Consider the following 26,425-nt stretch of genomic DNA (forward strand, 5'->3'; position numbering starts at 1 on the left):
TACGTCTTAGAGGTAATACTCAAATTAGCCTTGCGGCCCAGGAGTAGTTCTATGGGTTTAAAGGCTTAGCCCGGGTTTGTGTGGTGCTAATTTGATGCCTCGAGGAGGCGCCGGGGGGGTTAAGTCTAAGATTGTCAAGGACGTGGTCCACCAGTTTATAGAGCTGCCGTCGGACCTTGTGGCCACCATAGTAGACAGGCCCCTCTTCCAGAGGCTCAGGAGGGTGAGGCAGCTGAGCCTGGCGGACTACGTCTACCCGGGAGCGGTGCATACGAGGTTTGAGCATAGCCTGGGAGTCGCCTACACTATGAGGAGGGCCCTCCACCACATTGTGAAGAACGTTGAGGAGATAGTGATGCCCTCCGTCGCCGAGTATATAGAGGACGAGTACCCCCTGAAGGGGGGCCTCCAGAAGAGGCTCCAAGGCTTTGCCACCAACCTCATAAGGGATGTTACGCAGGCCCTCCGGAATATGGAGGGGGAGGCCGTTGTGGCCGCTCTCCTCCACGACTCGGGCCACATTATGGCGAGCCATATAGCCGAGCAGGCCCTCCACGACCCGCTGATCATGGTTGCCCCTAGGGCCGTCCGGGAGCTGCCCCTCCTGGAGGAGCACGAGGACCTCACCATAAAGATCGTGTCGAAGCTTGCCGAAGAGGATGTGGAGATCCTCTATGGAAATAGGAGGGTGGACCTGCGGAGGGTTGTTGAGATACTCAGGCTGGCCTACTCCCGAGGTGAGTGGGAGAGGAGGTGTATGCGGGACGCCGAGTACCAGGCACCCGCAGCACCCGGTGGACTCGGGGAGAGCGCGGGGGCTTCCCGCTACGCCACGGTAGCGGCGATGTGCATCATAGCACAGCTCCTGAGCTCTGGCATCGACGTGGACAGGGCTGACTATATAATCAGGGACAGCATACATACTGGGAGCCTCTCGGGGATATACGATATTAACCGCTACTACGCTGTTCTCACCCTTGTCCCGGAGGCTAGGCACACACACTCCACCCTCAAAGCCTCCCTCCGCCTGGGGATTCTGGAGAAGGGTGTCACGGTTATAGAGAACATGCTTCTGGCCAGGATCTACATGTACAGCGACGTCTACCTCCACGACGTCTCAATGATATACTCGGCCATGCTCTCTAGGGTGATAAGCCTGCTATACATAGCCGCCGCCCACCTCCAGGCCGACGCGAGGGAGGGCTTGATAGCCGGGAGGGAGGAGGCTAGGAGGCTCCTAGAAAAGTACCCCGCCCTCGAGGCCCTAGCTCGGCTCCAGCACGGGGTGGATAGGGAGAGTCTCAGCAGCCTTGAGGAGATTCTCTCCATGGCCACCGACGACACGTTGTTCGAGGCTATGACAAGGATAGCGTTCGGCAGGGCAGAGGATCTCGCCGGATACATTACAGCCCTAGGCGATAAGCTTCAGACCAGCGACAGGAGGGCCAGGTCCTGGTATAGGGAGGCCTGCCTGGCCCTCCATCTGCTGTCCTACGGGGTCGTGGCGCGCCGCCATGTAGACGCCCTCATATCCGGGAGCGAGGGCATAGTGCCGAGGCTCATAGAGGCTATAGAGAGCGAGAGCCCACACATAACGGGGCTCCTCCGCCGCAACACAACACCCCTGGTAACCCTCTCATGGTCCTCCTACAAGCCGTACCAGAAGGACCATACGGGTGGTAGGATATACGTCTTCAGGAAGCGCTACCCCCTCGAGCCTGTCGAAATAGCCTCCTCCGACCAGGCCCGCGTATCCAGAGAGCTCGAGGGAAAGTCATACTCCAAACTACTGATAACATACCCCTCTCTAAACATGTCCAGCCAGGGTGTGAGGCATCGCCGGGAGGAGCCGCAGATCTGGAGGTACAGGAAGGGGAAGCTCTCAGCAGACCTTGCAAGGGGATCCACACTCTACAGGCTGCTGGAGAGGAGCTGTGGTGTCAGCGAGGGGGAGGCGAGGAGGACCCTCCAGTCCGCCGCTGCTAGGGCCAAGGACCTCGCGCTGGACCTGTTTAGATACGTGTAGACAAGGTAACGGTCCCCCAGCCCTCCCTCCGGATATATTCGCCCCTCCAACAAACCCTGATCCTGGGTTCCACGGGGTGTTCGCTCCAAGTTGCCGGCCAGGATAGTTGGGAAGCCCGAGTACCTGCCGGACCCCGTCTGGGAGGCAGTTGTGAGGCTCCACGGTGCGGTAGACCCGGAGACCGGCCACCTCATATGCCACCACTACCCTATAGCCCTCCAGCTTGTCGAGACCAGTGAGGGAGCCGTGCCTGCGGTGATGGTTGGCGATTGTATACTAGTCGTGGTCGGCTCCACCTACGTGTCCAGGCTTCTCACAGAGGCTAGGGAGTCCCGTCTCGAAGAGCTGGGTGCAGACCAAGCCAGGGTGGGCGGCGTGAGGGTGCCGGCGGAGGCTATAGCCCATGTCCTCTCAAGCCTCCGCGACTGGAGAGCTCAGGCCAGGTTCTATACTATCACACTAGAGAGAGGGGAGCATAGTGAGGACGCGGTTATAGCCGTCTTCACCGGCGGAGGGGAGGAGTGGGCGGCTGTTCTTACTGAGTGCGGGAGGGGAGGGGAGGAGAGGAAATCCGACACATTCTACCTCTAGCCCCCAGGGGGTGCTCCGCCCTGTCTGATGACCCGAGGCTGTACTATACTGCAGTCTTCAAGATGCACATTCCCCCGCGCGGGAGCGGGCACCTAGAGGAGCCTAGGCGGCTGGACAGGGCGGTGGCCGCCATAAAGAGGAGCGGGTTGCTAGGTAGGCTTGAGAAGGTTGAGCCCGGCTTCGGGAGCCTCAGGGTTTTCGAGGAGGTCCACGACCCGCTGTACATTCGGGGCCTCCTCTCGGAGCTTGAAGCCTCCCTCGACTCCTACTTCATCGATAGCGACACTTACATAAGCCCGGGAACCCAGGCAGCTCTCGAAGCCCTTGCATCCGCTGTTGAAGAGGCGTCCGAGCATGTTGTAGAGGGAGGCAAGGCCCTGGTGCTCGGGAGGCCGCCGGGCCATCACGCTGGCGTTGCAGGCCCTGGACTCGGCGCGCCGAGCCTTGGGGGGAGTCTGGTGAATGCTGCGGCGGCGATAGCATATAGGCTGGCGAAGAGGGGGCTCAAGGTTCTTATAGTGGACTTCGACGCCAACCACGGAAACGGCACCCAGGAGATACTCCAGGCGCTGCCTATGGGCGAGAGAATCTTCCACCTCGATATACACCAGGACTGGAGGAAGAGCTTCCCGTGGACGGGGGAGCCGGGAGTCACGGGGGACGGAGCCGCCCTTAATATAGTGCTGCCAGAGGGTTCTGGAGACGACATAATGCTAGCCCTCCTGGAGGGGCTGGAGCCCATGATAAGAGACTCGGCGCCAGACGCCCTAGTGGCCAGCATGGGGTTCGACGGCTACACAGGCGACAGCCCCCTCACGCTCACCAAGCTAACGGCTAACACCTACTACTCCCTAGGCAGGCTTGCCTCAGGCTATCCAGTCGCGGCGGTGCTCGAGACGGGCTTTGGAAGAGGGTTGGAGCAGGGGCTCCCAGCCTTCGTAGCCGGCCTCCTGGGACTAGGGAACCCTGCGGGGGAGGAGGCTACGGAAAGCTCGGTGGAGGTGTGGAGAGAGTTTCTGGAGCTGAATAAGGAGGTTGTGGAGGCGGGTTAGACCCTGTTCCTCAGGATGAGAATGTAGCCCGCCAGAGCAACCACAGCAAGTCCAGCGACCCCCGCCAGGGCTGTGAGCTTGTTCTCGTTTAGCAACCCCCCTCCCCCTCCAGGCGTCTCTGCGGCCTGCTGGATAGTTGAGGACTGTTGCTGGGTGTAGCCTACGAGTAGCACCACCCTCTTGAGGCTGTCGATGTTGTCCCCTGTGACCTCGAGCCTATCCGTCACAGCCCCGTCAATATATAAGGCGTTGTCTCCCTGGGTGGAAAGCACTACACTATACTCCTCCGGCCCGGAGGCCGCGGCTACCAGGTAGAGCTTCCTATGGGCCTCGAACGCCATTACAGGGTAGTCTGTGTAACCCTCCACCTCCGCCTCCAGGGTGAAGGCGCCCTGTGAAACCTCTGCTATAATCCGGAGGCTATTGACGCCGGCTAGAAGGCCTGCTAGGGAGGCCAGGCCGCCGCTGGCCCCAGCCTCGGCTTCCAGCGTGAATTCGCCGTTGGAGACTGTTAGGGATGCTGTGAGGCTCCCCTCTCCATCACTGGCGGATGCTAGGGCGGCCGCCGCCATTGCGAGCCGTTGCCCGGCCCTGGCTTCTATCGAGAATTCTATGGTTGGCTGTGCCGAGTCTTGTATCCGCACGTCTACTTCAACACCCTCTATCTCGTCCAGGCGCTCAAGCACGTCTACAATATGCTCTATAACATCATCGGCGGCCTCCTCGTCACCAGCCTCCACGACGGCAGAGCCCTCTACCACTAGGAGACCCTGTCCTCCCGCCTCCTCGGGGGGGCTGTATTCTATGGACCCGCTGAACTCTATGTTGACATCCCCCTCATGCTCCGGGCCTAGCAGCGCCTGGGCACTGCCTGATACTGTGGCCTGGAAGCTCCCTGTAAACCCTCCTTCATCCCCCGTCTCCAGCGTTATCTCGAAAGACTTTTCCAGCCGGCCCTCTCCAGCCAGCTCTCCATTGTCTTTGCATTCGACCCCGCTCCACGAGGCACCTGCCTCTACAGAGGCTTCTACGACTCCCTGGGAAAGTGTTAGGCTCGCACTAAGGTTCTGCTCGAGGTTCTCGACGCTGCATTCCTCTACGGTGATCTCGCCGCTAGCCTGGAGATACGCGTCCAGATCGTCACCATTATATCCTATATCTATGGTGAGCTCCTCAACGCGGAGCCACTCACCCCAGCTAGCCTCCCCTCCCGCCCCTATCACAGTCCTGTATCCCGTGCTCCAGAAGACGCTTTCTCCGCTAAAGCTAGTTAGACTCAACTCGGGAAGCTTCCAGGAGTAGAGGTTCAAGGCCTTGTCTTCGTCGCCAGCGACCGCAACAGCAGCGGGGGCAAGTGCTGATGCTAGTAGAACTGCTAAGGCTAGGTACGCTATCGAGGTCGAGTATACAGTAGACACCCTACTGCCAGCTCCCACTTCAAACCCCCTTACTGGAAAGTGTCTATACAAGATATTATGGCTTTAACGCCTCAGGCTGGTCTACCTAGCGCTTTAATTTTTTTAATTTTTGAACAATTCCCAGTATTAAGCCTCGGGTAGAAAAAATTGGGGTAATCCACCGTTCGATATTGCTCTTCTCGGTAACGAGCTGGAGTGCTTGAACTGAAAATGCGTTTAACAGAGCTGTTTAACATTGTTTACTATTTAATTATTTATAATTCCAGCCTATGTATCAGGCTCCCCGCCAGTCTAGGTTTCCAGGCTTCTTTCATATTCTACAATAATTATGTAAATGTAATGTGGCCTTATTGCCTGGAGGGTGAGATTCTTTTGTCACAGCAGAAGGGGGAGGGCAATAGCGGCTCTCGTGTAAAACTGAGTAGGCGAGGCTTTCTGAAGGCTCTAGCGGCCGCGGGCCTCCTTTCAAGCCTCGGACCGCTCGCCTCCGCCCTATCCAACAGTAGGTATCTCACAACGATCGAGACCCCCAGGCTCGGCTATCCCGAGGACCTCAGGGGGTGGGAGAAGTTCTACAGGGACATGTGGGCCTACGATAAGGTGGCGAGGAGCACTCACGGCGTCAACTGCACCGGGAGCTGTAGCTGGATGGTTTACGTTAAAGACGGTATAGTGGCTTACGAGCTTCAGGCGGGTGATTACCCGGATATAGGTCCGAGCTATCCCAACTACGAGCCGAGAGGCTGCCCCCGGGGTGCAAGCTTCTCCTGGTATCTCTATAGCCCTCTGAGGGTGAAGTACCCATACGTTAGGAAGCCTCTCCTCGAGCTGTGGAGGGAGGCTAGGAGCAGCTACAGCGACCCTGTGGAGGCCTGGGCAAGCATAGTTGAAGACCCTGAGAAGAGGAGTAGGTATGTGAGGGCTAGGGGCCTTGGAGGCTGGGTTAGGGCTGACTGGGATACCGTGCTGGAGATCATAGCCTCGGCCCTGGTGTACACCATAAAGAAGTACGGCCCCGACAGGATATTCGGCTTCACCCCAATACCCGCTATGAGCCCTGTGAGCTATGCTAGCGGAGCCAGGTTCATAGAACTAATCGGAGGCTCTATGGGCAGCTTCTACGACTGGTACGCCGACCTCCCTCCAGCGAGCCCCCAGGTCTGGGGGGAGCAGACTGATGTGCCGGAGAGTGCAGACTGGTTCAACGCAGCATACATAATAAACTTCGGCACCAACATACCTATGACCAGGACTCCCGACGCCCAGTTCTTCACGGAGGTTAGGTACAAGGGCACTAAGATCGTGGTGGTGAGCCCGGACTTCAGCGAGCATACGAGGTTCGCAGACGTCTGGGTCCCCATCAAGGAGGGTACAGACGGGGCTTTCGCCCTCGCCATGGCGCATGTGATCCTCAGGGAGTACTATGTCGAGAGGCAGGTGGACTTCTTTATAGACTATGTCAAGAGTTTCACAGACCTCCCATTCCTGGTAGTGCTTGAGCCCTATGAAGGCGGCTACAGGCCGGGCAAGTTCCTGAGACTCTCCGACCTACACCCCGATGAGTACTATAGCGAGGACTATGGTGGAGAGCCTAACAAGGAGTGGAAGCTCCTCATATACGACTCAAACACCGGCAGGCCGAGGCTTGTGAACGGGAGCATAGGCTACCGGTGGGACGGCAGCGGCAAGTGGAACCTGAAGCTGGAGGACCCTGTAACCGGGGGGCCTGTGGACCCGAAGCTCTCCTTCATAGACGATAGCGATGAGGTGGTGATGGTAAAGTTCCCGGTGTTCGGGGCCTCCTTCGGCGAGAAGGGCATAGTGGAGAGGGGCGTGCCAGCGAAGAGGGTGAAGCTCGCCGACGGCAGCGAGGCCTTTGTGGCCACAGTGTTCGACCTCCTAGCAGCATACTTGGGCGTGGACAGAGGGCTGCCCGGCGACTATCCGGCGGGATACGATGATAAGAAACCCTACACCCCGGCGTGGCAGGAGGACATAACCGGTGTTAGCAGGGAGCTGGCAATAAGGCTGGCGAGGGAGTGGGCTGACACCGCTATTAAGACCCAGGGCAGGGTCATGGTTATGCTCGGCCCCGGCGTTAACCACTGGTTCCACAGCGACCTCCACTACAGGGCTATACTGACCCTGGTCAAGCTCGCTGGGGCGGAAGGCAGGAACGGAGGCGGCTGGGCCCACTACGTAGGCCAGGAGAAGATAAGGACTATAGCCGGGTGGGCGAAGCTAGCGTTCGCCCTAGACTGGATAGGCCCGCCGAGGCACCAGAACAGCCCGAGCTTCTACTACGTCCACACGGACCAGTGGAGGTACGATAGGCTAACCACCGAATACTACGAGGCGCCCTGGGGCGATGTGAGGGAGAGGATGAAGTGTAGCCACCCGATGGACTGCAACATTAAGGCGGCGAGGCTAGGATGGCTACCCTTCTACCCCCAGTTCAACAGGAGCACTCTGGAGCTGGCTGCCGAGGCTAGGAGGATCGGCAAAGACCCTGTGCAGCATGTGGTGGACCTTCTGAAGAGCGGCCAGCTCAAGCTGGCGATAGAGGATCCGGACGCTCCTGAGAACTGGATTAGGGTCATGTTCGTATGGAGGGCTAACCTGCTCGGGAGCAGCAGCAAGGGCCACGAGTACTTCCTCAAGCACATGCTGGGCAGCCCTATGGCGCAGGCGATGAGCGAGGAGGTGGACAGGAGCCTGATCAAGGAGGTTGTATGGAGAGCCGCCCCTGAGGGGAAGCTGGACCTTCTAGTCGCCATAGACTTCAGGATGGCCACGACGCCGATATACGCGGACATAGTCCTACCAGCCGCCACATGGTATGAGAAGTACGACCTAAGCATGACGGACCTCCACTCGTTCCTACACCCGTTCACACCGGCGGTTGACCCACTCTGGGAGAGCAAGACAGACTGGGACATTTTCAAGGAGCTGGCCAAGAAGTTCAGCGAGATAGCCGCCAGCCACTTCACCGAGGAGGTTGAGGACATTGTGGCAAGGCCCCTGTGGCATGACACGCCCATGGAGATAGCCCAGCCATACGGGGTTGAGAAGGACTGGAAGTATGGGGAGACGGAGCCGGTGCCGGGCAGGACAATGTGGGACCTCAAGGTCGTCAAGAGAGACTACAAGAACGTATACAAGATGTTTATAAGCTTAGGCCCGAAGGCGAGGAAGGCGGGAGTCAAGGGTGTAGCCTACGACACCAGCGACATCTACGAGGTTCTGAAACAGGACCTGGGAGTGGTGTATTGGGAGCAGTGCCCCGACGGGTGTCCAAGTGTTGAGAGCGATAAGAATGCTGCCGAGGCTATACTAGCCTTGAGCCCAGAGGCCAACGGCCTGCTGGGCGAGAGGAGCTTCGCCAGCCTCGAGTCAAAGACGGGTGTCCCCCTCAGGGATCTGGCCAAGAGTAGGGAGTGGTACAGGTTCGACGACCTGGTGGGCCAGCCAAGAAGATCCCACACCAGCCCGATGTGGAGCGGTATAGAGGACTTCAACAGGGCCTACGCGCCCTTCACCATCAACAGAGAGAAGCTGGTGCCTTGGAGAACACTCTCCGGCAGGCAGCACTTCTACATAGACCATGACTGGTTCCTAGCACTAGGAGAGATGCTGCCGACCTACAAGCCGCCGCTGGACCCTGTCATGCTGGGCTACCTTAGGAACGCCGCGGCCAAGCTAGGGATAACCCAGATGAACGGCTACAGGGTCGAGGAGGGCGGTAGGAGGTACCTTCTGCTCAGGTATCTAACGCCCCACGGTAAGTGGAACATACACAGCGAGTTCTGGGACAACTTGAGGATGCTGACCCTCTTCAGAGGCGGCCAGGTTGTGTGGCTGAACGACGAGGACGCCAGGTGGGCGGGGATAGAGGACAACGACTGGGTTGAGATAGTGAACGACAATGGAGTGATAGTATCAAGGGTGGCCACGAGTCCGAGGATACCTAAGGGCGTCGCAATAATGTACCACGCCCAGGAGAGACACATCTATGTTAGGCCGAGCAAGCTGACGGGCAAGAAGGGTGGTATACACAACAGCGTAACCAGGGCCGACCTAAAAGTTAACCTGATGGTGGGAGGCTACGCTCAGCTCAGCTACTTCTTCAACTACTACGGCCCCACCGGGGTTAACAGGGACACCATGGTGATAGTGTACCTGCACGACAAGCTAGGCTCCAAGGCACCCCAGCCTGGAGCCTAGTTTTTACGGGGTGGTGCTTAGTAGGGGGTGTGGATGAAGATGGTCAGGGCTCAGCTCTCCATGGTAATGGTGCTGGATAAGTGTATAGGCTGCCATACATGCAGCCTAACCTGCAAGAACGTTTGGACCAACAGGGAGGGCCTGGAGTACGCCTGGTGGAACAACGTGGAGACCAGACCTGGCGTAGGCTACCCGAAGACCTGGGAGAACCAGGAGAAGTATGGCGGCGGCTGGGTACTGAAGAACGGGAAGCTCAGGCTGAGGCTTGAGACAGGAAGGTTCAAGACTCCCGGCAAGGACGACTATTACGAGCCCTTCACGTACAACTACGAGAACCTGTTCTCCGAGGAGCTCTCGGATCAGCAGCCCCACGCCGACCCGATAAGCATGTACAGCGGCGAAAAGATCGATGTGCAGTGGGGCCCCAACTTCGACGACGACCTCGCAGGAGGCGACATCACGATACCGGCCGACCCCAACTGGGCGGGGATAGACAAGGCCATATACAAGGAGTTCAAGAACGTCTTCATGTTCTACCTCCCCAGGATATGCAACCACTGCCTCAACCCGAGCTGCCTCGCGGCCTGCCCAAGGAAGAGCGTGTACAAGAGGCCGGAGGACGGTATAGTTCTGATAGACCAGACCCGATGTAGAGGCTACAGGCAGTGCGTCCAAGCCTGCCCCTACAAGAAGGTCTACTACAACTGGAAGACCGGTAAGAGTGAGAAGTGCATATTCTGCTTCCCAAGGATTGAAACGGGCCAACCGCCTGTCTGCGCCCTAACATGCGTCGGTAAAATAAGGTACGTGGGGGTGGTGCTCTACGACGAGGAGAGGGTTCTGGAGGCGGCGAAAGCCCCTGAGGACCAGCTAGTCGCGCTCCAGAGAGACATAATACTAGACCCCTTCGACCCCCAGGTTGTGAAGGCGGCAAGGGAGGCCGGCGTGCCCGACAACTTCATAGAGGCCGCGAGGAAGAGCCCAGTGTATTATATGTTCAAGAAGTGGGAGATAGCCCTGCCGCTGCACCCGGAGTTCCGAACCTTACCCATGGTGTTCTACGTCCCCCCGCTAAACCCTGTTGTAACCGTGCTAGACAGGAACGGCAAGTACAGTGCAGACTACGACAGTATACTACCAACGATAGACAAGCTGAGGATACCAATAAGATACCTGGCCAACATGTTCGCCGCCGGCAACGAGGAGGAGGTCAGGAAAGCCCTCAAGAGGCTTCTAGCGATAAGAGAGTTCTTCAGGCAGATAGAGGTTGAGGGTAAGAGCAGGAGCGAGGCGGCCTGGGTGCTCGAGGAGAGCGGCCTCACAGTGGAGGACGCGGACATGATGTTCAGGTGGCTGGCTGTCAGCAGGGACAGGTTCGTTATACCAACAGCCAAGAAGGAGCTCCGCATCAGGCTCCCCAGCAGGGGCGGTAGGTAGGCAGAGGGGGGTGGGGTGCTTTGGTTGCTATGGCTCGCCGCAGTCTAGCCCTGCTCGCCCTTATGGCCCTAGCGGCCCTCATAGCAGGTGTGGCGGGGTTCGCCGTAGTCACAGCCCAGGCTCCAGCTATAAACGCAGTGTATGTCGAGGGGGCTATACCCCTCGACCCCGAGGACGGGTTCTGGCAGCAGATTGAGAAGGCGGAGGTGTCACTCGTCTCCCAGAACATAGTCTATCCCATGACAGGCTACGAAGACGTTAGAACACTCCGCGTCGCAGCGGCTGTAAGCAGCGAGGGCCTACTGGCGATATACCTGGAGTGGGACGACCCCACTATGGACGTGCCCCAGCCAGGCGGTATCGACCAGTATCCGGACAAGGTTGCCGTTCAGTTCCCACTCACGACAGACTCCCTACCCTACATCTGCATGGGCACCACCGAGCAGCCGGTGAGCATAGTGCTTTGGAGCAGCGCTGGCAAGACGGAGACGCTGATAGCTGGGAGCGCCTACGGCATGGACCCCGAGCATAGGGAGGCTCTCGGGCTCCACAGCGTCCCCACAAGCCCCATAGAGCTAGCGCCCCCCGAGGCCCAGGTCTGGGGATCGAGCGCCGTATATAAAGATGGTAAGTGGATGGTTTTGCTCTACAGGCCCACAGGCTCGATACACGAGCTCGTGCCCACGCTAGTTCCTGGGAGCGAGACATCAGTCGCCTTCGCTGTATGGCAGGGTGGCAAGGCCGAGGTTGGCGGTAAGAAGAGCACCAGCGCCTGGTTCGTTATGAAGCTTGGCATGCCTAAGGCGGCTCCCGGCGAGACTGAGACGGTTACGGAGACTCAGCCGGCGGAGACGGTGTACGAGACGGTCACCGAAACCGTGGCTAGGGGTGGCCTTGGCCTGGCTCTCGCCGGCTTCATAGCCGGGTTGATAGTATATACTGTGGGTGTAGCGGCGTACGTCTACCTAGTCAGGCCGAAGAGGTAAACTCGGGTTACTTCCCAAACGTTTTTTGGGTGTATGCATTGCCTATACTCCTCCTCGCATGTATAGCCGTTGGGTTTTCCCGTGTTGAGCCTTAGCCCGTTGTAACATGGAGGCGGATATTTACGGGGGCTTGCTTAATTGAGGGTGGTTTGGTTGGAGAGTCTGGTGGGCTCTTCGAGGTGGCTTGACGCACTCCGGGTATTGAGTCTGGAGTGGCTTCGCATCGCGGTCCCGGTGTTGCTGGGTGTTTACCTGGCTGAGCTCATCTTCAATAGGGTTCTGTTCAGGGTAATCATTTTCATTCCATATGGTGAGGCTCAAGACGTTGTCGGCAGCCTGATAACAGCTTCTGGGGTCACGGCTGTTAACCTCAGTGTCCTAGCCTCCCTTGCCACTCTTCTATCACTCCCGCTGTATATGGATAGGTTTAGGTACGTCCCTCTTGTTATCGCCGCCTTCTACTTCTTCGACTACCTGGGGATTGCCAGGCTCTACTGGACTCTCCCCCTCCTGTCTGCATACATTTTGGCTGTTGATCCTAGGCGGGTGGCGGAGGCCCTCTTCCTAGGGGGCCTCGCCCTGAACTCCATGATAGTCAGCCCGGAGCTAGACACCGCTCTCAATATAGCATGGCTGGTACTCCCCCTCACATACTTAGCCGCCGTGAGAAGGCTACACACCCCCAAGGGTAAGACGCTCATCCTAGTTTCGGCGGCCACCCTCCTAAGCCTCCTCCTCGCAGCTGGCAACACTTATATAACCGGGCAGATACTGGTGTTTGCTATGAAGCTACTGTCACCGTGGCTCCTCCCACCAGCCATAATACTCTACAGCCTCACGGGGAGCCCAGGGCTTCTGGGAGTGTTGATGACGGGCCCGGGCGTGCAGATATCCAGCCAGGTTCTTGTAGTATCTAGCCTATACCTGCTGGAGCTTAACAAGAGGAGGTGGGAGGCAGTATGAGACTGACGTTGAAGACTCTAAGCATAATATTCAGCTATCCCGGCGAGGACCTAGAGGAGCTGGCTAGGAACAGGGAGGTGGTTGGGACTCTACTCGCCGGGGAGGATGAGGAGGCTGCGAGCCTAATAATCAAGTTCCTGGAGAAGCTAAACCTCGGGAGGGCTGACGAGGAGTATGTGGCCGTGTTCGAGATGCCCCCGAAGTGCAGTCTCTACGCCCACACCTACCTGCTGAAGGGCAAGGAGGATATGGTGGGGCAGCTCCTGCTCGAGGTTAAGAGCCACTATAAGGCTAAGCAGCTCGACGTGCCCGTGGAGAGGGAGATCCCCACTTACCTTCCCGCTATGCTTGAGTATCTAGCTCTGGTTTACGATGATGATGCTAAGGCTGCCCGCCGCTTCGCGAAGAAATATATACAGCCGTGGGTTGGAGAGCTAGCGGCATGCCTCGAGAGGAACGGGAGCCTGTGGAGCCTTCCGGCCAGGGCTTTAAAAAGGGTTGTGGATGAAATTGTGGGGGGGCGGGGCCTCTAGACCCACCTCTTCTTCCGCCTATACCACTTTACCTGGGCGTAGCTTGTCCTCTTGCCCATACCGAGGTAGAACTCAGCCACATCCTTGTCCAGCCTAAGCTCCTCCGCAGACCCCTCTAGGACTATCCTCCCGTTCTCAATAACGTAACCGTAGTCGGAGATCTCCAGCGCTTTCTTCGCGTTCTGCTCCGCCAGAAGTATTGTGAGGCCCTCCTCCCGGTGGAGCATCTTTATTGTGGCGTATATCTGGGACGTTATCTTGGGCGCTAGTCCGAGGCTCGGCTCGTCAAGCATCAGGAGCTTAGGCCTGTAGAGGAGGGCCATGGCTATCGCTAGCATCTGCTGCTCCCCGCCGCTGAGGTTGCCCGCCCTCTCCCTCAGCCTCTCCTTGAGCCTGGGGAAGTAGCTCAACACGCTCCTAATATCGTCTCTGGAAGCCCCAGCTGCGTAGGCAACGCTGGCTAGATTCTCCTCTGTGGTAAGCTCCTTGAAGATCCTCCTGCCTTCCATGACGTATATGACTCCCTTCCTCGCGATCTCATCCGGCTCCCTATTGGTTATATCCTCTCCCTCAAGCTCGATGGAACCCCTGGTCACCCTCCCCCTCTCATACTTGATAACCCCAGATACAGCCTTCAGGAGGGTTGTCTTGCCAGCACCGTTCGGGCCTATTAGACAGGTTATACTCCCCTTCTCAACGGAGAGGCTGAGGTTCTTTATCACCAGTATGAATGGGTGGTACATTATCTCGACGTTGTTGACGTTGAGGAGAGGCCCCAACCCCGGGCTAACCTCCCTCCTCTATCGTATACCTCGCACAGTCAACCTCGCTGGGCGCCTCGAACTTGCCCATTAGCTGTAGCTCGCCGTTTTCGCCCAGCTTTATTATGAACACTTTCCTATACGCCAGGTGGAACCCTGGCTCGTAGTCTATAGTGTCTGCTGTAATGCCGCCGAGGTTGAAGGTGTTAGCCTCCAACGCCTCCTTCAGCGCCTCTCCACCCCTCTCCTGGAGGTCCTGCGAGTCCACGGACTCGATAGCCTTTATCAGGAGCCAGACGTTTACGAAGCCCTGCACTACCCGGAGGTTTATCTGGTCCTCGGATACACCATTCATCCTTGCGGCCTCAAATATAGTCTTTATGCCCTCCACATCCTGGCCGAACATGGGGTATATGAAGGGTGAGATACCGAAGACCTTGCCGTAGCCACCCTCGCCTATGAGCTGGGGGCTCCTCTCGTCGAAGCCCCAGACATTTGTAAGGAGTAGGGCGTCAAGCCCCACCTTAGCCATAGCCCTACCGAGGAGGCTGCAGCTGCTTATGGTGTTGCCGCACCACACATAGTCCGGGTCGGCGGAGAGCATCTCCCTGGCTATCCTCTCGGCATCGGCCTCAGTAGCCCTTAGGGGGAGGTCGTAGTCGCCTACTATCTGGAGCCCGAGAGCGGAAGCCGCCTTTTTAATGGCCCCTATTGGGCTCCTGGAGTACGCCACCTTGCTGTCATAGGCCAGCGCCAGCTTGCCCTGGCCGAACTCGCTGGCCAGGAAGGCGAGGCCGGAGCAGGCTTGTGTGCTGTAGTCTGGGGCGGGGTAGAAGTTGAAGGGCTTTACGAGAAGCTTGGCCGAATAGCTTGCGGAGATGTACGTTATCTTGTCGGTTGCCACCTGGTCGGAGAGCTTCTCGGTGTCGGCGGTTCCCCATCCAATCACAGCTATGACTCCATACCTGTCCCTAAACTCCCTGTAGTACTCCTCGGCTGTTGTGGGGTTGTAGGCGTAATCCCTTTTTATATAGTTGATGTTTACCCTGACCCCGTCCTTAGTGTATATCCCCTTCTCGTTGAAATACTTGAAGGCGAGCTCCGCCCCGAGGGCGTAGCCTTTGCCCACGTCGCTAGTAGGGCCTGTCTCGTCGACCAGGAGCCCCACGTTTATGGTTATTGTTTTCTCTCCACCCGCACCGCCAGCAGCCTCTTCCCCTCCCATTAAGAAGTAGGCTGCCGCCGCTATGATAACGAGAACTACCACTGCGGCTGCCGCGTAGATGAGGGTCCTATTCTGGGCCACTTTAAGGACACCTCATATTCTATTAAACAGACGTTTTCAATCAGAGGATTTAAATTTTTTATAAAAGAGAATTTGTATACTAAAGGTCAAGTTCTAATAGCTATAAGGCCATAGCCTGAAGTACTCTTTAACCCGCCTGAGAACGGCTATGAGGCCCTCTGGCTCGGCTATGATGAAAGCAACTATCAGGAAGCCGAGTACAATATACTTTGCCGAGGAGGCTATGACGGTGAGCCCCAGGCCTACGAGGAAGGGTGTGATGGTGCTCTCCATCATAGTCCAACCCGTCCTCATAACCAGAACGCCCAACAGGCTCCCCCACACAACCCTACCAGGACCGCCTATCAACACCATACCCAGAAGCTCGATCGAGTTTACCAGGGTGAACCCCTCCCAGCCTATTCCAGAGCTGTATATGGCGTAGAGGCCTCCAGCAACACCCGCGTAGAAGCCGCCTATCGCGAAGGCCGTGGCCTTGACTAGCTGAACGTTTATGCCTATAGCCTCGGCGGCGACATCATTATCCCTCACAGCCTTCATGGCCCTGCCAAGGCTGGAGCGGCCTATATTGGCCGCTGCAAGGGCCATGACAACTGCTATGGCCAGGATTAAGTAATAGAGGGCTGTGGGGTCTGTCAGGCTTATGCCAAGGAGTGTCTTCGACTCGGGGGGCACGGGGGTGTACTGGTCGGGGTCTATCCTGGAATAGACATACTCTAGTATGAGCTGGGCAGCCAGGCTGGCCATTGCGAGGTAGTATTCCTTCAGCCTGAAGCTCGGGAGGCTGAGTACTATCCCCAGGAGGGCTGCGGCGACTCCGGCGAGCGGGAGGATGACGACGGAGTTGACCCCTAGGTGGAGGGCTGCGTTCGCTACTGTATAGGCCCCTATACCCATCAAGGCTGCGTGCGCTAGGGATATCTGGCCGGCGAGGCCAAGGGTTATGTTTAGGCCTATAGCCGCTATCCAGAAGATCATCATCACGACCAGCAGGTTGAGATAGTATTTTCCAATTAGGAATGGCGCGGCTACGGCGGCTGCAGCGGCGAGTATTAGAGCGGCCCAGTGTATAGGGTACCTGAAGATGGCCATATCAGCCTCGTAACTCTCCTTAAACACGCCAGCGGGCACCAGCCACACCCCCAGTCTAGAGCCTCTCTATCCTCTCACTACCGAAGAGGCCGTAGGGCTTGACGAGGAGGACTAGAAGCAGTATGAAGAAGGCTATGTCCCTCCCTATCCCAGGTAGGTAGGGGTCTAGAATCTTGCTGGCGACCTGCTCGGCGAGGCCTAGGAAGACCCCTCCCACGACTATGCCTCCCAGGCTGTCAAGCCCTGCTATCAAGCTCGCCGCAAGCGCTATGATGGCGAAGAACTCTAGGTCGGGCGATATCTGGGTTTTTATGGCGAGGAGGAGGCTGGCAAGGCCGCTTACGAGGCCTGCCAGGGCCCAGCCAGCTAGCATGAGCCTCCTAACAGGCAGCCCATAGGCGGCCGCCCCCTCAGCATCCTCCGCCACACCCCTCATAGCTGCTCCGAAGCTGGTCTTCCTATGCAGTAACACCACACCCGCCAGCACTGCGATGGAGCCTAGGAAGGCTACTACGTCGTTGGTGCCTACTGTTAGAAACCCTAGCCTATACACCTCTGGATAGAACGGGAGGACGGCCACCTCCCCCTTCCCGACTATAAGCACGACACCCTTGAGCATGTAGAATAGGCCTAGGGTCGCCCCGATGAGGGCTATGGGCGGCCGGCCTAGAAGAGGCCTCGCCACAAGCCTCTCCATAGCCATGCTCACCGCTATGCTGGCGGCGAGGGCTATGGCCAAGGCTGCTGCGAGGTTGCCTGTTGCTATCGAGGCTACCCACGCTAGGTAAGCCGCGAGGAGAACGACCTCGGGTACGGCGAAGTTTATAGATTTGTTGACCCTGTATACAATGTTATACCCCAGGGCTATGAGCGAGTATAGGAGGCCCATGAGGACGCCCTGGAACACCAGATTGCCCCACTGCTCGAGGAGCCCCGGCACCCTCATCACACCTCGACGTCTATAATCTTGACCCTCCTAGTCACCTGGACCCTCCTCCCGTCCTCAAGCTTCATAGTTACCGTGAGCTCATACTCCTCGTCCCCTCTGTATATGGCTTCTATAAGGCCGGCATACCTGGACTCTATAACCATCCTCCGGAGCTTCCTGGTTCTAGTCATCTCCTCGTCGTCAGGGTGGAACTCCTTGAAGAGGCTCACGAACCTCCTGATCCTCTCCTTCTCCGGGAGCCTCCTGTTAACCTTCTCTATCTCCCTCTTGAGTAGCTGGAGGACCTCAGGCTTCTGCGAAAGGTCTGAGTAGCTCGTGAAGGGTATCCTCCTCCTCTCCGCCCACCTCGACACTATCTCGAAGTCTATGTTTACTAGGGCGGCTAGGTAGGGTTTTCCAGAGCCCACTATAGCCGCCTCTCCTATGTACGGGCTGAACTTCAGCTTGTTCTGAATAACCTGGGGGGCCACTCTGGTTCCGTCGGAGAGGACTATTATCTCCTTAGCTCTATCCAGAACCTTGAGGTGGCCGTCCTCAGTTATCACACCCACGTCGCCAGTCCTGAGCCACCCATCTACTATGGTCTTTGCCGTGGCCTCCTCGTTTTTGTAGTAACCCTTCATCATAGCCGGGCTCCTCATAAGTATCTCGCCGTCCTCGCTTATCCTAACCTCCGTGAGGGGCAGCGGCTTACCGACGGTGTCGGGCCTAACATCGTCGTCGGGGTGGACGACGGCTATACCCGCAACCTCGGTCTGACCGTATATCTGCTTAAGGTTCACCCCGAGGGAGTGGTAGAACATCACGTAGTCCTCGCCTATCATAGCCCCGCCCGTGTAAGCCCTCACAATCCTCTTGAGCCCGGCCTTATCCAGCACGGCTCTAAGGGCCAGCCAGTAGGCTATGAAGTATAGGATCCTCCACGCTGCGGGCGGCCTGCTTCGCCCCTTAACAAGCCGCCTCCTAGCCGCCTCGTAGCCGATCTTGTACGCCAGCCTGAAGGCCGCCCTCTTGAGAGGGTCTGCATCGTCTATCCTCGCCATAATATCCTTGGCTATCCTCTCCCATATCCTAGGCGGCGAGAACATGAAGTGGGGGGCGATCTCTCTGAAGTCCCTCCACAGCGTGTGGGGAGTCTCCGGGAAGTTAACCTTGAACCCCCCTATCATGTGGTAGGGGATGCTCATCATTTGCTCCCCAATCCACGCTGTGGGCAGGAAGGAGACGTACTCCCAGTCCCCGCTGACGGGGTCAACGAGGTTAAGCTGGTGAGCCATGGCCAGCATGTTCTTGAACGATATCATGGCCAGCTTCGGCAGCCCTGTTGTGCCGCTTGTTGTGAATAACCCGCACACCATGTCCGGCTCCAGCTCGCCCATCAGCTTCCTAACCCTCTGGTCGCCCCCGTCAAGGTAGAGCTTCTTCCCCATCCTCATGATGTCGCCGAACGTGACTATTTTCGAGCCGACCATCCCCCGGTACTGGTGCAGCCCCTTGGCCTCATCAATAATTATCTTATCAACATCAACGCCAGACTCCAGCACCCTGTCAAGCTGCTCCTGACCCTCTACCATCACGAACTTTGCATCACCCGCGTCGAGTAGGTAGCCCACCTCGTCGCTCAGGCTGTCCCGGTATATCCCCATGGCCCTGCCTCCCAGGAGCTGGACGCCGACCTCGTATATCACCCAGGAGGGCCTGTTGAACGTTATGAAAGCACCTGTCTCCCCCGGGCCGAGGCCGAGGCTCTCCAGGGCTAGTGCCGCGTAGGCCACCCTCGTGTAGTAGTCACGCCAGGTATACCTCCTCCAGATCCCATACCTCTTCCACCTGAATGCAACCCTGTCCGGCTGTGTTTTGGCCCTCCACTCGAGTAGCCAGGGGAAGGTGGACTCGTAGATCTCTCCCTCCCAAGGCTTCTCGCGCTGCCTCTCCACGCTGCGGGCCTCCACAGCTACTCACCCAGGTACGCCTTCCTCACCCTCTCATCGGCCACAGCCTCGTGCGGGGGACCCTCGAATATGACCTTGCCATAGTCCATCACCACCACCCTGTCACATATATCTGTGACAACCTCCATGTCATGCTCTATAAGGACCATGGTGGTGTGCATCGTCTCGCTCGTCTCGATCACCGCCCTGACGATATCCTCCTTCTCCTCCTTCGAGAGCCCAGCCATAGGCTCATCCATCAGCACCACCTCCGGGTTCTGGGCAAGGGCGCCCGCCAGGTCGACCTTCTTCTGTATGCCCGGGGGGAGTGAGCCTATCGGGCTGTGTCTGTACTTGTGGAGGTCGAGCAGGTCGATGACATGCTCGGCCCTCTCCCTAGCCTCCACCTCCCACCTTTTAGCTCTGAAGGCCCAGAGCGCCTTCTCTATAATGCTTCCCCGGGTCCAGGGGTGGAGCCTAACCATGATATTCTCAAGGACTGTCATGCCGTGGAATAACTCGCTGTGTTGGAAGGTCCTTGATATGCCTAGTAGCGTGCGCTGGTGGGGCCTAAGCCCAGTTATATCCCTACCTTTAAAGTACACCTTTCCCTTCTGTGGTTTGTAGACGCCTGTTATAACGTTTAGGAGGCTGGTCTTGCCAGCCCCGTTGGGGCCTATAATACCCAGAATTTCCCCCCGCCTAACCTCTACGCTCACGCCATCTAGCGCGGTCACGCCGCCGAACCTGAGTGTTATACCCTCCGTCCAGAGAACTGGCTTTCCAATCTGCCTGGGCCTAGTGTACAGCTCTCCGTAGTCCCACACCCTATCGAACTTGTATTTCTCGACGGTAGATGGAGAGGACAATGTTGCGTTGTCCCCCGATAGTGGGATAGGATCTTTAGGCGGGAAATAATGAGGGTTTCTAGTGATGTAAATGCACCATCTGGATAGCCTGTTCAAGCCTTGTATATACTTCATTAAGACTGGGAAAGTTTATCCCCCATACCCCGGCACCGGTTTATGGTGTTAAACCTCGCCCACCAAGCCCTGGGAGGAGTTCTGGCCCCCCTACGCTCCCCGGGATATCGACGCCCTTAGAGCCAGGTTCACTCCTGTGCATGAGGAGATATTCAAGAGGTCATCCCGAGAGGGCTGCGCCCTTATCCAGGCGGAGACAGGCTACTGCTACACCTGGAGGAGCCTTGCCTCCTTTATAGAGAGGGTTGGGGGCTGGCTCCAGTCCAGGGGGGCTGGGCTTGGAGCCCAGGTGGCTGTAGCCTCTGAGAACCTCGTAGAGGCTATAGCCTTCTCCCTCGCCGTCCTGGCCTCGGGCGCTAGGCTCGTCTTAATAGACCCTCTGACTGTGGGCGAGGACCTGGTTTGGCAGTTGGAGGGGCGTGGGGGGCTGGAGACTCTGGCTGCAAGCAGGAGCTTCCTGGAGAGGAATAGGGAGGCCGTGGCGAGGATAGATAATATAAAGACTGTGGTGGAGCTCTCCAACAACCCCCAGCCCCTCGAGGTTGAGGGTGTAGAGTCACTGGGCCTCGGCGAGGTCCTCTCGAGCTCCGTGACGCTTGAGGGGGATGTAGGGCCTGAGGACGACTCGTTCTCGATATACTATGCAGGTATAGCCGGGAGGACCATGCAGGCCATACACACCCACCTCGGCCTCTGGATGGGGTCTAAGGTTTTCGCGGGCACAGCTGGAATAGACAGGGACACGGTTAGCCTGCTGGCCACACCCTTCACCCACGTCCTGGGCCTGCAGGCATCTCTCATAGCCCCTCTCATCCAGGGGGCCGTCGTGGTAGCAATGCAGAAGTGGAACCCGAAGCTGGCGGGGGAGCTCATATCAAAGGGGGCTGTGAACTACCTTGCTGGCGTCCCCCTCATGTTCCAGCAGCTGCTGGAGCAGGGCGCCGCTGGAGGCCTAAGGCTGGCGGTCTCCGCTGGAGCTCCTCTCCCGCCAGAGCTGCAGAAGAGGTTTGGCAGCGAGGCGGGCACCCCACTGCTCCAGGCCTACGGCATGAGCGAGAGCCTAATACTAACTTTCCAGACGCCCGGCATTGGGGGGGTTGAGGGCACTATCGGGGTGCCTCTCCCCGGTGTCGATATTTCCCTCCTGGCCGAAGACGGAGGCGTAAAGCCTCCCCCAGGAGTCGGGGAGCTGCTGGCCCAGGCACCCTGGGTTATGAAGGGTTACGAGTTTGAAGAGGAGAACTCCAAGGCTTTTGTCGACGGGTGGCTGAGGACGGGTGACATAATAGAGGTCACCGGACAGGGTCTCATGTTCTTCCGGGGGGTCAGGAAGAGGATAATCAAGTATAAGGGCTACGCCATACTTGCCAGGGATCTGGAGGTCATACTTGAGTCTCACCCCGACGTCGTCGAGGCTAGGGTGTGGGGCGAGCCCGCCGGGGATGTGGGCCAAATACCCGTCGCCAGGGTAGTACTTAGAGCGGGCTCCACAGCATCGCCAGAGGAGCTTATGGAGTACGTTAACAGGAGGGTCTCATTCTACAAGAAGATAAGGCGGGTAGATATAGAGGGTTACAGGTAAGCGCAGTACCCCCCCCACGAGACTCCAAATATTTACCCTTCATACTGGAAGGAGGCATCATGGGATATAGCCGTTGATACCGCCCGAGGCTAGGCACGTCATACCCCTCCCGCCTCTAGAAACCACGGCAGCCCCTGCCCCCGTCGGCGAGGGCGGTGGCGGAGCTACCTACACAGGGGTAGTCACGATTCCTTACGTAAACGTCGGTAGCCCTGAAGCCTCTGGAGCAGGCCTCCTGTACATCGCAGCCATCGTCGCCATACTCTTCATGGCCGTCGTCCTCCTGGGCGGCGCCAGCGGGGGGAGGAGGGTGGCCGGGTTCTCCCCTGCGGCTGTTGTTGGCGGGTTGAGGAGGGCTTGGAGCTACTTCTACCCGGGTAGGAAGAGGAGCCTCCGTCTAGCGCTCGAGGCTATGTATGAGAAGGCCCTGTCGCGGGGGGCTAGGATAGCAAGGTCTATGACGCCTAGGGAGGCTGCGGAAGAGGCTGAGGCCTCAGGCGTCAGAGCGCGGGAGCTTGTAGAGCTTTATTACTCTGGCGTTTACGCCCCGGGCGAGCCGAGCGAGGAGATGGTGAGGAGGGCCTGGAGGCTGGCCAGGGATGAGGGCTAGAGCAATCCTCCTATTCACACTCATAACAGGGCTGGTCCTCTCTGGGGCTGCCGTGGACGCGGCCATGAGGGGGGAGTTGAGGATCTATACCTCCACTTCACCATCGAACCCCTCAGTCTACGGGGCCAGCGAGTTCTACGAGGCCGCTAGGGAGTCCTACGGCGCGATGCTTATCAGGAGTATTGAGGAGTTGGATGGGCTGGCGGCGGATAGAGGGGGGTCGATAGTTTACGTCGTAATAGCCCCCGACAAGCCATTCACGTATGAGGAATACCAGGTGTTAAGCCGACTGGCATCCCAGGGCAGGCTAAAGATGCTCGTGATGGACGAGACCATAGTCTCCAACTGGCTTCTCGAGAGGATGGCTGGGGTGAGGATTTCGGGGGAGGAGCTGGTTAGGCCCGGCGCCTCCGGGGGGTGGCAGTATATAGTTGAGGTCGACTGCGGCCCCCTCGGGGCTGGTCTAGCGTCTAAGCCGAGCTTCATAGAGGTGGATGGCGGAGGCGAGCCCCTCTGCACCTCCAGAGGGTTGGAGGAGGACAGGGTTCTAGCTGTTAAGGTTGAGAGAGGCGGCTTCAATGCTTTGGTGGTGGCCGACTCGAGCATGTGTGCCAACTTCATGCTAGACCCCCCGCCGTGGCTGGGCGATGGCAACAGGAGCCTCTGCCTCGGCCTGCTCAGCCTGCTCGTTGAGCCCGGGGATGTTGTGGTGTTCGACGACGCCCACTATAAGGGGCTCCCAATATACTTCAGGTATGGCCAGGCCCTCGCCGGGCTGGCGGCAGTGCCGTCGAGAGCATTATCCTCAATGTGGAGTATAAATCAGTATGCAACCCTAGCGTCCATAATAGTCTTCTCAACCGTCATAGCGGCGCTGGCTAGACCGTGGAGGCCTCTGGAGAGGGGTGTTGGTGATGAGGCGTTGGAGAAGCTAGCCCTCTACGCCCTCCACGAGGCCGCTAGGAGGGACCGCCTCCTGAGGCTGTGCCTAGCCCTGGGGCCTGCCTTGAGGATAAGGCCTCTTAGGCGCCTCCTACTCGAAAGGGCTTATAGGGTTCTGGGTGTTAAGGGTGGATAAGGTTTTCTCGCGCATTAGCGAGGAGGTTTCCAAGGTTATAGTCGGGAAGCAGCGGGAGATAAGGCTAGTGCTGGCCGCTCTCACCGCCCGGGGTCACGTTCTGCTGGAGGGCGTACCGGGCGTAGCTAAGACCACTATGGCTAGGGCCATAGCCAGGGCCACTGGCCTCAGGTTCTCCAGGATCCAGTTCACCCCTGACATGCTGCCGAGCGATGTCATAGGTACTATGGTGTACGACCAGAGGACTGGAGAGTTCGTTTTTAGGCGTGGTCCTGTTTTTGCTAATGTTGTTCTTGCTGATGAGGTTAACCGTGCTAACCCTCGTACCCAGAGTGCTTTCTTGGAGGCTATGCAGGAGGGGCAGGTTACTGTTTGGGGTGAGACCCACAGGCTCCCCAACCCCTTCATAGTACTCGCCACAATGAACCCCATAGAGCTCGAGGGAGTCTACCCACTACCAGAAGCACAACTAGACCGATTCATGGCCCGCGTCGTAGTGGGGCATCCGTCGCCCGAGGAGCTAGTAGAGATTATGGATAGGTATAGGAGTATAACAGAGTTCCCTGTGGAGCCCGTCGCGAGGCCCGAGGACATAGTGGCGGCTCAGGAGGCTGTGTGGAAGATCCACGTAGACAGAAACGTAAAGCTGTATATAGCGAGGATTGTTGAGGAGACCCACAAACACCCAGCCGTCCAGCTAGGAGGCTCACCCAGGGCAGCCCTCTCTATAATGATGCTCTCCCGAGGCCTAGCCCTGCTAGACGGGCTTGGCTACGTCATCCCCGACCATGTCAAGGAGGCGGCGAAGGCTGCACTCCCCCACAGGCTCATCCTCACTACAGAGGCCAAGCTGGAGGGGGTCAGGCCTGAGTCGGTTGTAGAGGACATACTCTCCTCCGTCGAGACACCCTAACATGAAAGCCGGGGGGTCAGGCCGGGTTGCCGGTGATGCTCACCAGGAGGGGCTGGAGCCTTCTGCTGGCGTCGGGCATATCCTCAGCCGGGGCTCTGGCCACGGGAGACCCAATGCTCCTCGCCTCTAGCCTCCTGGGCATCCTCGCCCTAGGCCTCTCCATGCTATACTCCAAGCGTATTCACACACTCCTAAGCCGAGCCCGGGTCTCTAGGGCCACGGGCCATATCAAGGCGGTGGAGGGGGCTAGGGTGAGGATAGCCTTCAGGGTTGAGGCGCCACACGGCCTCCCCCGAGGGACTGTTGTGAGGGACTCCCCGCCGAGGCGGGTTGTCGTCGTGGGGGAGCCCGAGGCTTTAGTCGAATCGACACCGGGCGGGGTTGTTGAGGCGTGGTACGAGGTCAGGCCCTCAGTGGGCAGCCACAGGTGGTCTGAGGTTGAAGTCTACGCCAAAGCCCCCGGAGAGCTTGCGGTGGCGAGCGTTAGACACTCCCTCCCTGTGCTGCTGCAGGCGGCTCCTAGCCGGAGGGCTTTAGAGCAGGTTAGGCTTAGGCTAGCCGCCCTGACTGGCTATTCGAAGCCGGTCAACAGGAGGTGGCCCCTAGGCTACGAGTTCCTGGAGCTTAGGGAGTACCAGCCCGGTGATGATCCCCGCCTGATACACTGGCCATCAACAGCCAGGGCGGGGACGCTGGTCGTCAGGGAGACTGCAATGGAGACTAGGCTCAACATGACAATCGTTCTGGACGCCAGCGGCGAGATGTGGATAGGCGGGCCGCTAGCCTCTCCGATAGACCACGCCGCCAGGCTGACACTCGCCCTCGCGTCGCTAGCTTGGGAGTCAGGCGGCTCAGCCTCGGTCTTCCTCTTTAACGGGTGGAGCTGCTTCGAGGCCAGGGGGGCTATGGACACAGCCTCCCTCGCCACAGTGCTCTCGAGGCTCCAGGAGGGTCACGGCCGCTCCACGGAAGGGCTGGCTAGCTGTGCCCGTAAAGCATCCTCAATGAGGCCCCGGAGGCCCCTCATACTCGTCACTGGCCCGGGGGTCAACCTAGCCTGGCTTGTGAAGAGGGTGGAGGAGTCTCCCCGGCCACCAACTCCTCTCATCCTCTACGCACTCATGACACCGACAGGAAGCTCTCCAGAGGAGAGGCTTGTAAGGGCTGGAGCCCTCCGTGAAGCGGAGGCTGTTGGAGGTAGGAGGGTGGTTGCTGGCGGGTGGCTGGAGTCCAGCATTAAACTCCTTAAGACTCTGGAGGTGTATAGCCCTTGAGGGAGGATATCCGGGGGGATATGGCGGTTCTCGCCTTTGGCGCGGCGGCGGCTGCAGCTGCCTACGCCACAATGGGGCTCCTGGCCTCGGCCACTATAGCGCTCTCCACGGGGCTAGCGCTAGCTTTAGCCAGGCTAGCCGGCTCTAGCGAGGCTGGGGGGCTCTCGGCGGTTCTCCTGGGGCTAGCCGCCTATGCTGCTGGCGCCAGAGCGGGAGCTATTATGGTCCTGGGCGGCGTGGCCTCTCTAGCCCTAGGCCGCCCTGGGTCCCTCAAGCTGGCGCCTGCGGCAGCAATAGCCACACTCCTAGCGGGGGTTGCGTGGCTTTCAAGCCTGAGGGCGGACTACATATCATGGAGGGCTATCTACCTCTGGGCAATCACAGGCGCTCTTGCCGCGGCGTTAGTTATGGCTGGCCGGGGGAGGAGCTCTCCAGCATGGCAGATAGCCTGGATAATAAGGCAGCTGACACTCACGCCCCCAACCCTCAGGAGGCTGGGAGCAGCGCTGCTATCCCTCTACCCGGTGCTGCTGGCAGCGGCGGGCAGTTATCCCGCTGCTATCCTAATAGGGGCTGTTACACTAGTGACGTGGCGTAGGCTTGGCGTCGAGACTGCGGCGTTAGCTAGCCTCACACTCGGGGCTCTAGCAGGGCTTGCCGGGGCTGTGGACTATGGCGTGGCGGTCGAGAGAATAAACTCTCTGCTCCAGCACTAA

The 26,425-nt window shown here is 58.4% G+C and carries 21 protein-coding genes; 14 read left to right on the forward strand and 7 right to left on the reverse strand.

From position 1 onward, the window contains the following. The first annotated feature begins 94 nt into the window (after positions 1-94). The 3 genes from ACAM_RS04125 (at position 95) to ACAM_RS04135 (ending at position 3,669) form a co-directional block, all read left to right on the forward strand. Positions 95-2,026, forward strand: a complete 1,932-nt coding sequence (locus ACAM_RS04125) for an HD domain-containing protein (protein ID WP_062662226.1) — start codon at positions 95-97, stop codon at positions 2,024-2,026. 90 nt (positions 2,027-2,116) lie between these two features. Then, positions 2,117-2,617, forward strand: coding sequence for a hypothetical protein (locus ACAM_RS04130; protein ID WP_022541557.1), 501 nt, complete (start codon positions 2,117-2,119; stop codon positions 2,615-2,617). Then, positions 2,569-3,669: an arginase family protein gene (locus tag ACAM_RS04135; RefSeq protein ID WP_148706414.1), complete on the forward strand. Its 1,101-nt coding sequence runs from the start codon at positions 2,569-2,571 to the stop codon at positions 3,667-3,669. Before ACAM_RS04130 ends, ACAM_RS04135 begins: the two co-directional genes overlap by 49 nt. On the opposite strand, the gene ACAM_RS04140 is transcribed toward ACAM_RS04135, so the two are convergent. After that, positions 3,666-5,105: a hypothetical protein gene (locus ACAM_RS04140; RefSeq protein WP_022541559.1), complete on the reverse strand. Its 1,440-nt coding sequence runs from the start codon at positions 5,103-5,105 to the stop codon at positions 3,666-3,668. The two genes, ACAM_RS04135 and ACAM_RS04140, sit on opposite strands and share 4 nt — an antisense overlap. A 354-nt stretch (positions 5,106-5,459) precedes the next feature. Here ACAM_RS04140 and ACAM_RS04145 point away from each other — a divergent pair, with 354 nt between their 5' ends. The 5 genes from ACAM_RS04145 to narJ all read left to right on the forward strand — a co-directional run bounded on the left by ACAM_RS04145 (position 5,460) and on the right by narJ (position 13,230). Then, positions 5,460-9,311, forward strand: a complete 3,852-nt coding sequence (locus ACAM_RS04145) for a nitrate reductase subunit alpha (protein ID WP_022541560.1) — start codon at positions 5,460-5,462, stop codon at positions 9,309-9,311. Between the two features lie 39 nt (positions 9,312-9,350). Further along, the gene (gene narH, locus ACAM_RS04150; protein WP_062662236.1) at positions 9,351-10,748 is read left to right on the forward strand and encodes a nitrate reductase subunit beta; all 1,398 of its coding nucleotides are present in this window, start codon (positions 9,351-9,353) and stop codon (positions 10,746-10,748) included. A gap of 29 nt (positions 10,749-10,777) precedes the next feature. Next, the gene (locus tag ACAM_RS04155; RefSeq protein ID WP_232502330.1) at positions 10,778-11,734 is read left to right on the forward strand and encodes an ethylbenzene dehydrogenase-related protein; all 957 of its coding nucleotides are present in this window, start codon (positions 10,778-10,780) and stop codon (positions 11,732-11,734) included. A gap of 153 nt (positions 11,735-11,887) precedes the next feature. Then, positions 11,888-12,697 carry a hypothetical protein gene (locus ACAM_RS04160; protein WP_022541563.1) on the forward strand — a complete coding sequence of 270 codons (810 nt, stop codon included), beginning with the start codon at positions 11,888-11,890 and terminating at the stop codon, positions 12,695-12,697. Beyond that, positions 12,682-13,230, forward strand: coding sequence for a nitrate reductase molybdenum cofactor assembly chaperone (gene narJ / locus ACAM_RS04165; RefSeq protein WP_148706415.1), 549 nt, complete (start codon positions 12,682-12,684; stop codon positions 13,228-13,230). The genes ACAM_RS04160 and narJ overlap by 16 nt, the downstream gene beginning before the upstream one ends. Here narJ and ACAM_RS04170 read toward each other — a convergent pair. From ACAM_RS04170 to ACAM_RS04195, 6 genes are all read right to left on the reverse strand, one after another. Then, entirely contained in the window at positions 13,227-13,973 is a 747-nt protein-coding gene (locus ACAM_RS04170; RefSeq protein ID WP_369406424.1) for an ABC transporter ATP-binding protein, read from the reverse strand. The two genes, narJ and ACAM_RS04170, sit on opposite strands and share 4 nt — an antisense overlap. Before the next feature lie 43 nt (positions 13,974-14,016). Then, a complete protein-coding gene (locus ACAM_RS04175) occupies positions 14,017-15,297 on the reverse strand; it encodes an ABC transporter substrate-binding protein (RefSeq protein ID WP_022541566.1) in 1,281 nt (426 codons plus the stop codon). Positions 15,298-15,390: 93 nt separating this feature from the next. After that, a complete protein-coding gene (locus ACAM_RS04180) occupies positions 15,391-16,428 on the reverse strand; it encodes a branched-chain amino acid ABC transporter permease (RefSeq protein ID WP_022541567.1) in 1,038 nt (345 codons plus the stop codon). Positions 16,429-16,444: 16 nt separating this feature from the next. After that, positions 16,445-17,329, reverse strand: coding sequence for a branched-chain amino acid ABC transporter permease (locus ACAM_RS04185; protein WP_022541568.1), 885 nt, complete (start codon positions 17,327-17,329; stop codon positions 16,445-16,447). A 5-nt stretch (positions 17,330-17,334) separates the two neighbouring features. Then, entirely contained in the window at positions 17,335-19,290 is a 1,956-nt protein-coding gene (locus tag ACAM_RS04190; RefSeq protein WP_022541569.1) for an AMP-dependent synthetase/ligase, read from the reverse strand. A gap of 2 nt (positions 19,291-19,292) precedes the next feature. Beyond that, positions 19,293-20,138 carry an ABC transporter ATP-binding protein gene (locus tag ACAM_RS04195; protein ID WP_022541570.1) on the reverse strand — a complete coding sequence of 282 codons (846 nt, stop codon included), beginning with the start codon at positions 20,136-20,138 and terminating at the stop codon, positions 19,293-19,295. 250 nt (positions 20,139-20,388) lie between these two features. Here ACAM_RS04195 and ACAM_RS04200 point away from each other — a divergent pair, with 250 nt between their 5' ends. The 6 genes from ACAM_RS04200 to ACAM_RS04225 all read left to right on the forward strand — a co-directional run bounded on the left by ACAM_RS04200 (position 20,389) and on the right by ACAM_RS04225 (position 26,425). After that, positions 20,389-21,834: a class I adenylate-forming enzyme family protein gene (locus tag ACAM_RS04200; protein WP_022541571.1), complete on the forward strand. Its 1,446-nt coding sequence runs from the start codon at positions 20,389-20,391 to the stop codon at positions 21,832-21,834. A 73-nt stretch (positions 21,835-21,907) separates the two neighbouring features. After that, entirely contained in the window at positions 21,908-22,444 is a 537-nt protein-coding gene (locus tag ACAM_RS04205) for a DUF4129 domain-containing protein (protein WP_022541572.1), read from the forward strand. Next, positions 22,434-23,522: an aminopeptidase gene (locus ACAM_RS04210; protein WP_022541573.1), complete on the forward strand. Its 1,089-nt coding sequence runs from the start codon at positions 22,434-22,436 to the stop codon at positions 23,520-23,522. The genes ACAM_RS04205 and ACAM_RS04210 overlap by 11 nt, the downstream gene beginning before the upstream one ends. Next, on the forward strand, positions 23,515-24,435 hold the full coding sequence (locus ACAM_RS04215) for an AAA family ATPase (protein WP_022541574.1): 921 nt from the start codon (positions 23,515-23,517) through the stop codon (positions 24,433-24,435). Before ACAM_RS04210 ends, ACAM_RS04215 begins: the two co-directional genes overlap by 8 nt. Before the next feature lie 35 nt (positions 24,436-24,470). After that, positions 24,471-25,709, forward strand: coding sequence for a DUF58 domain-containing protein (locus ACAM_RS04220; RefSeq protein ID WP_062662706.1), 1,239 nt, complete (start codon positions 24,471-24,473; stop codon positions 25,707-25,709). Next, entirely contained in the window at positions 25,706-26,425 is a 720-nt protein-coding gene (locus tag ACAM_RS04225) for a hypothetical protein (RefSeq protein WP_022541576.1), read from the forward strand. The genes ACAM_RS04220 and ACAM_RS04225 overlap by 4 nt, the downstream gene beginning before the upstream one ends.

It is taken from the genome of Aeropyrum camini SY1 = JCM 12091 (assembly GCF_000591035.1).
GTDB classification, from domain to species: Archaea; Thermoproteota; Thermoprotei_A; order Sulfolobales; family Acidilobaceae; genus Aeropyrum; species Aeropyrum camini.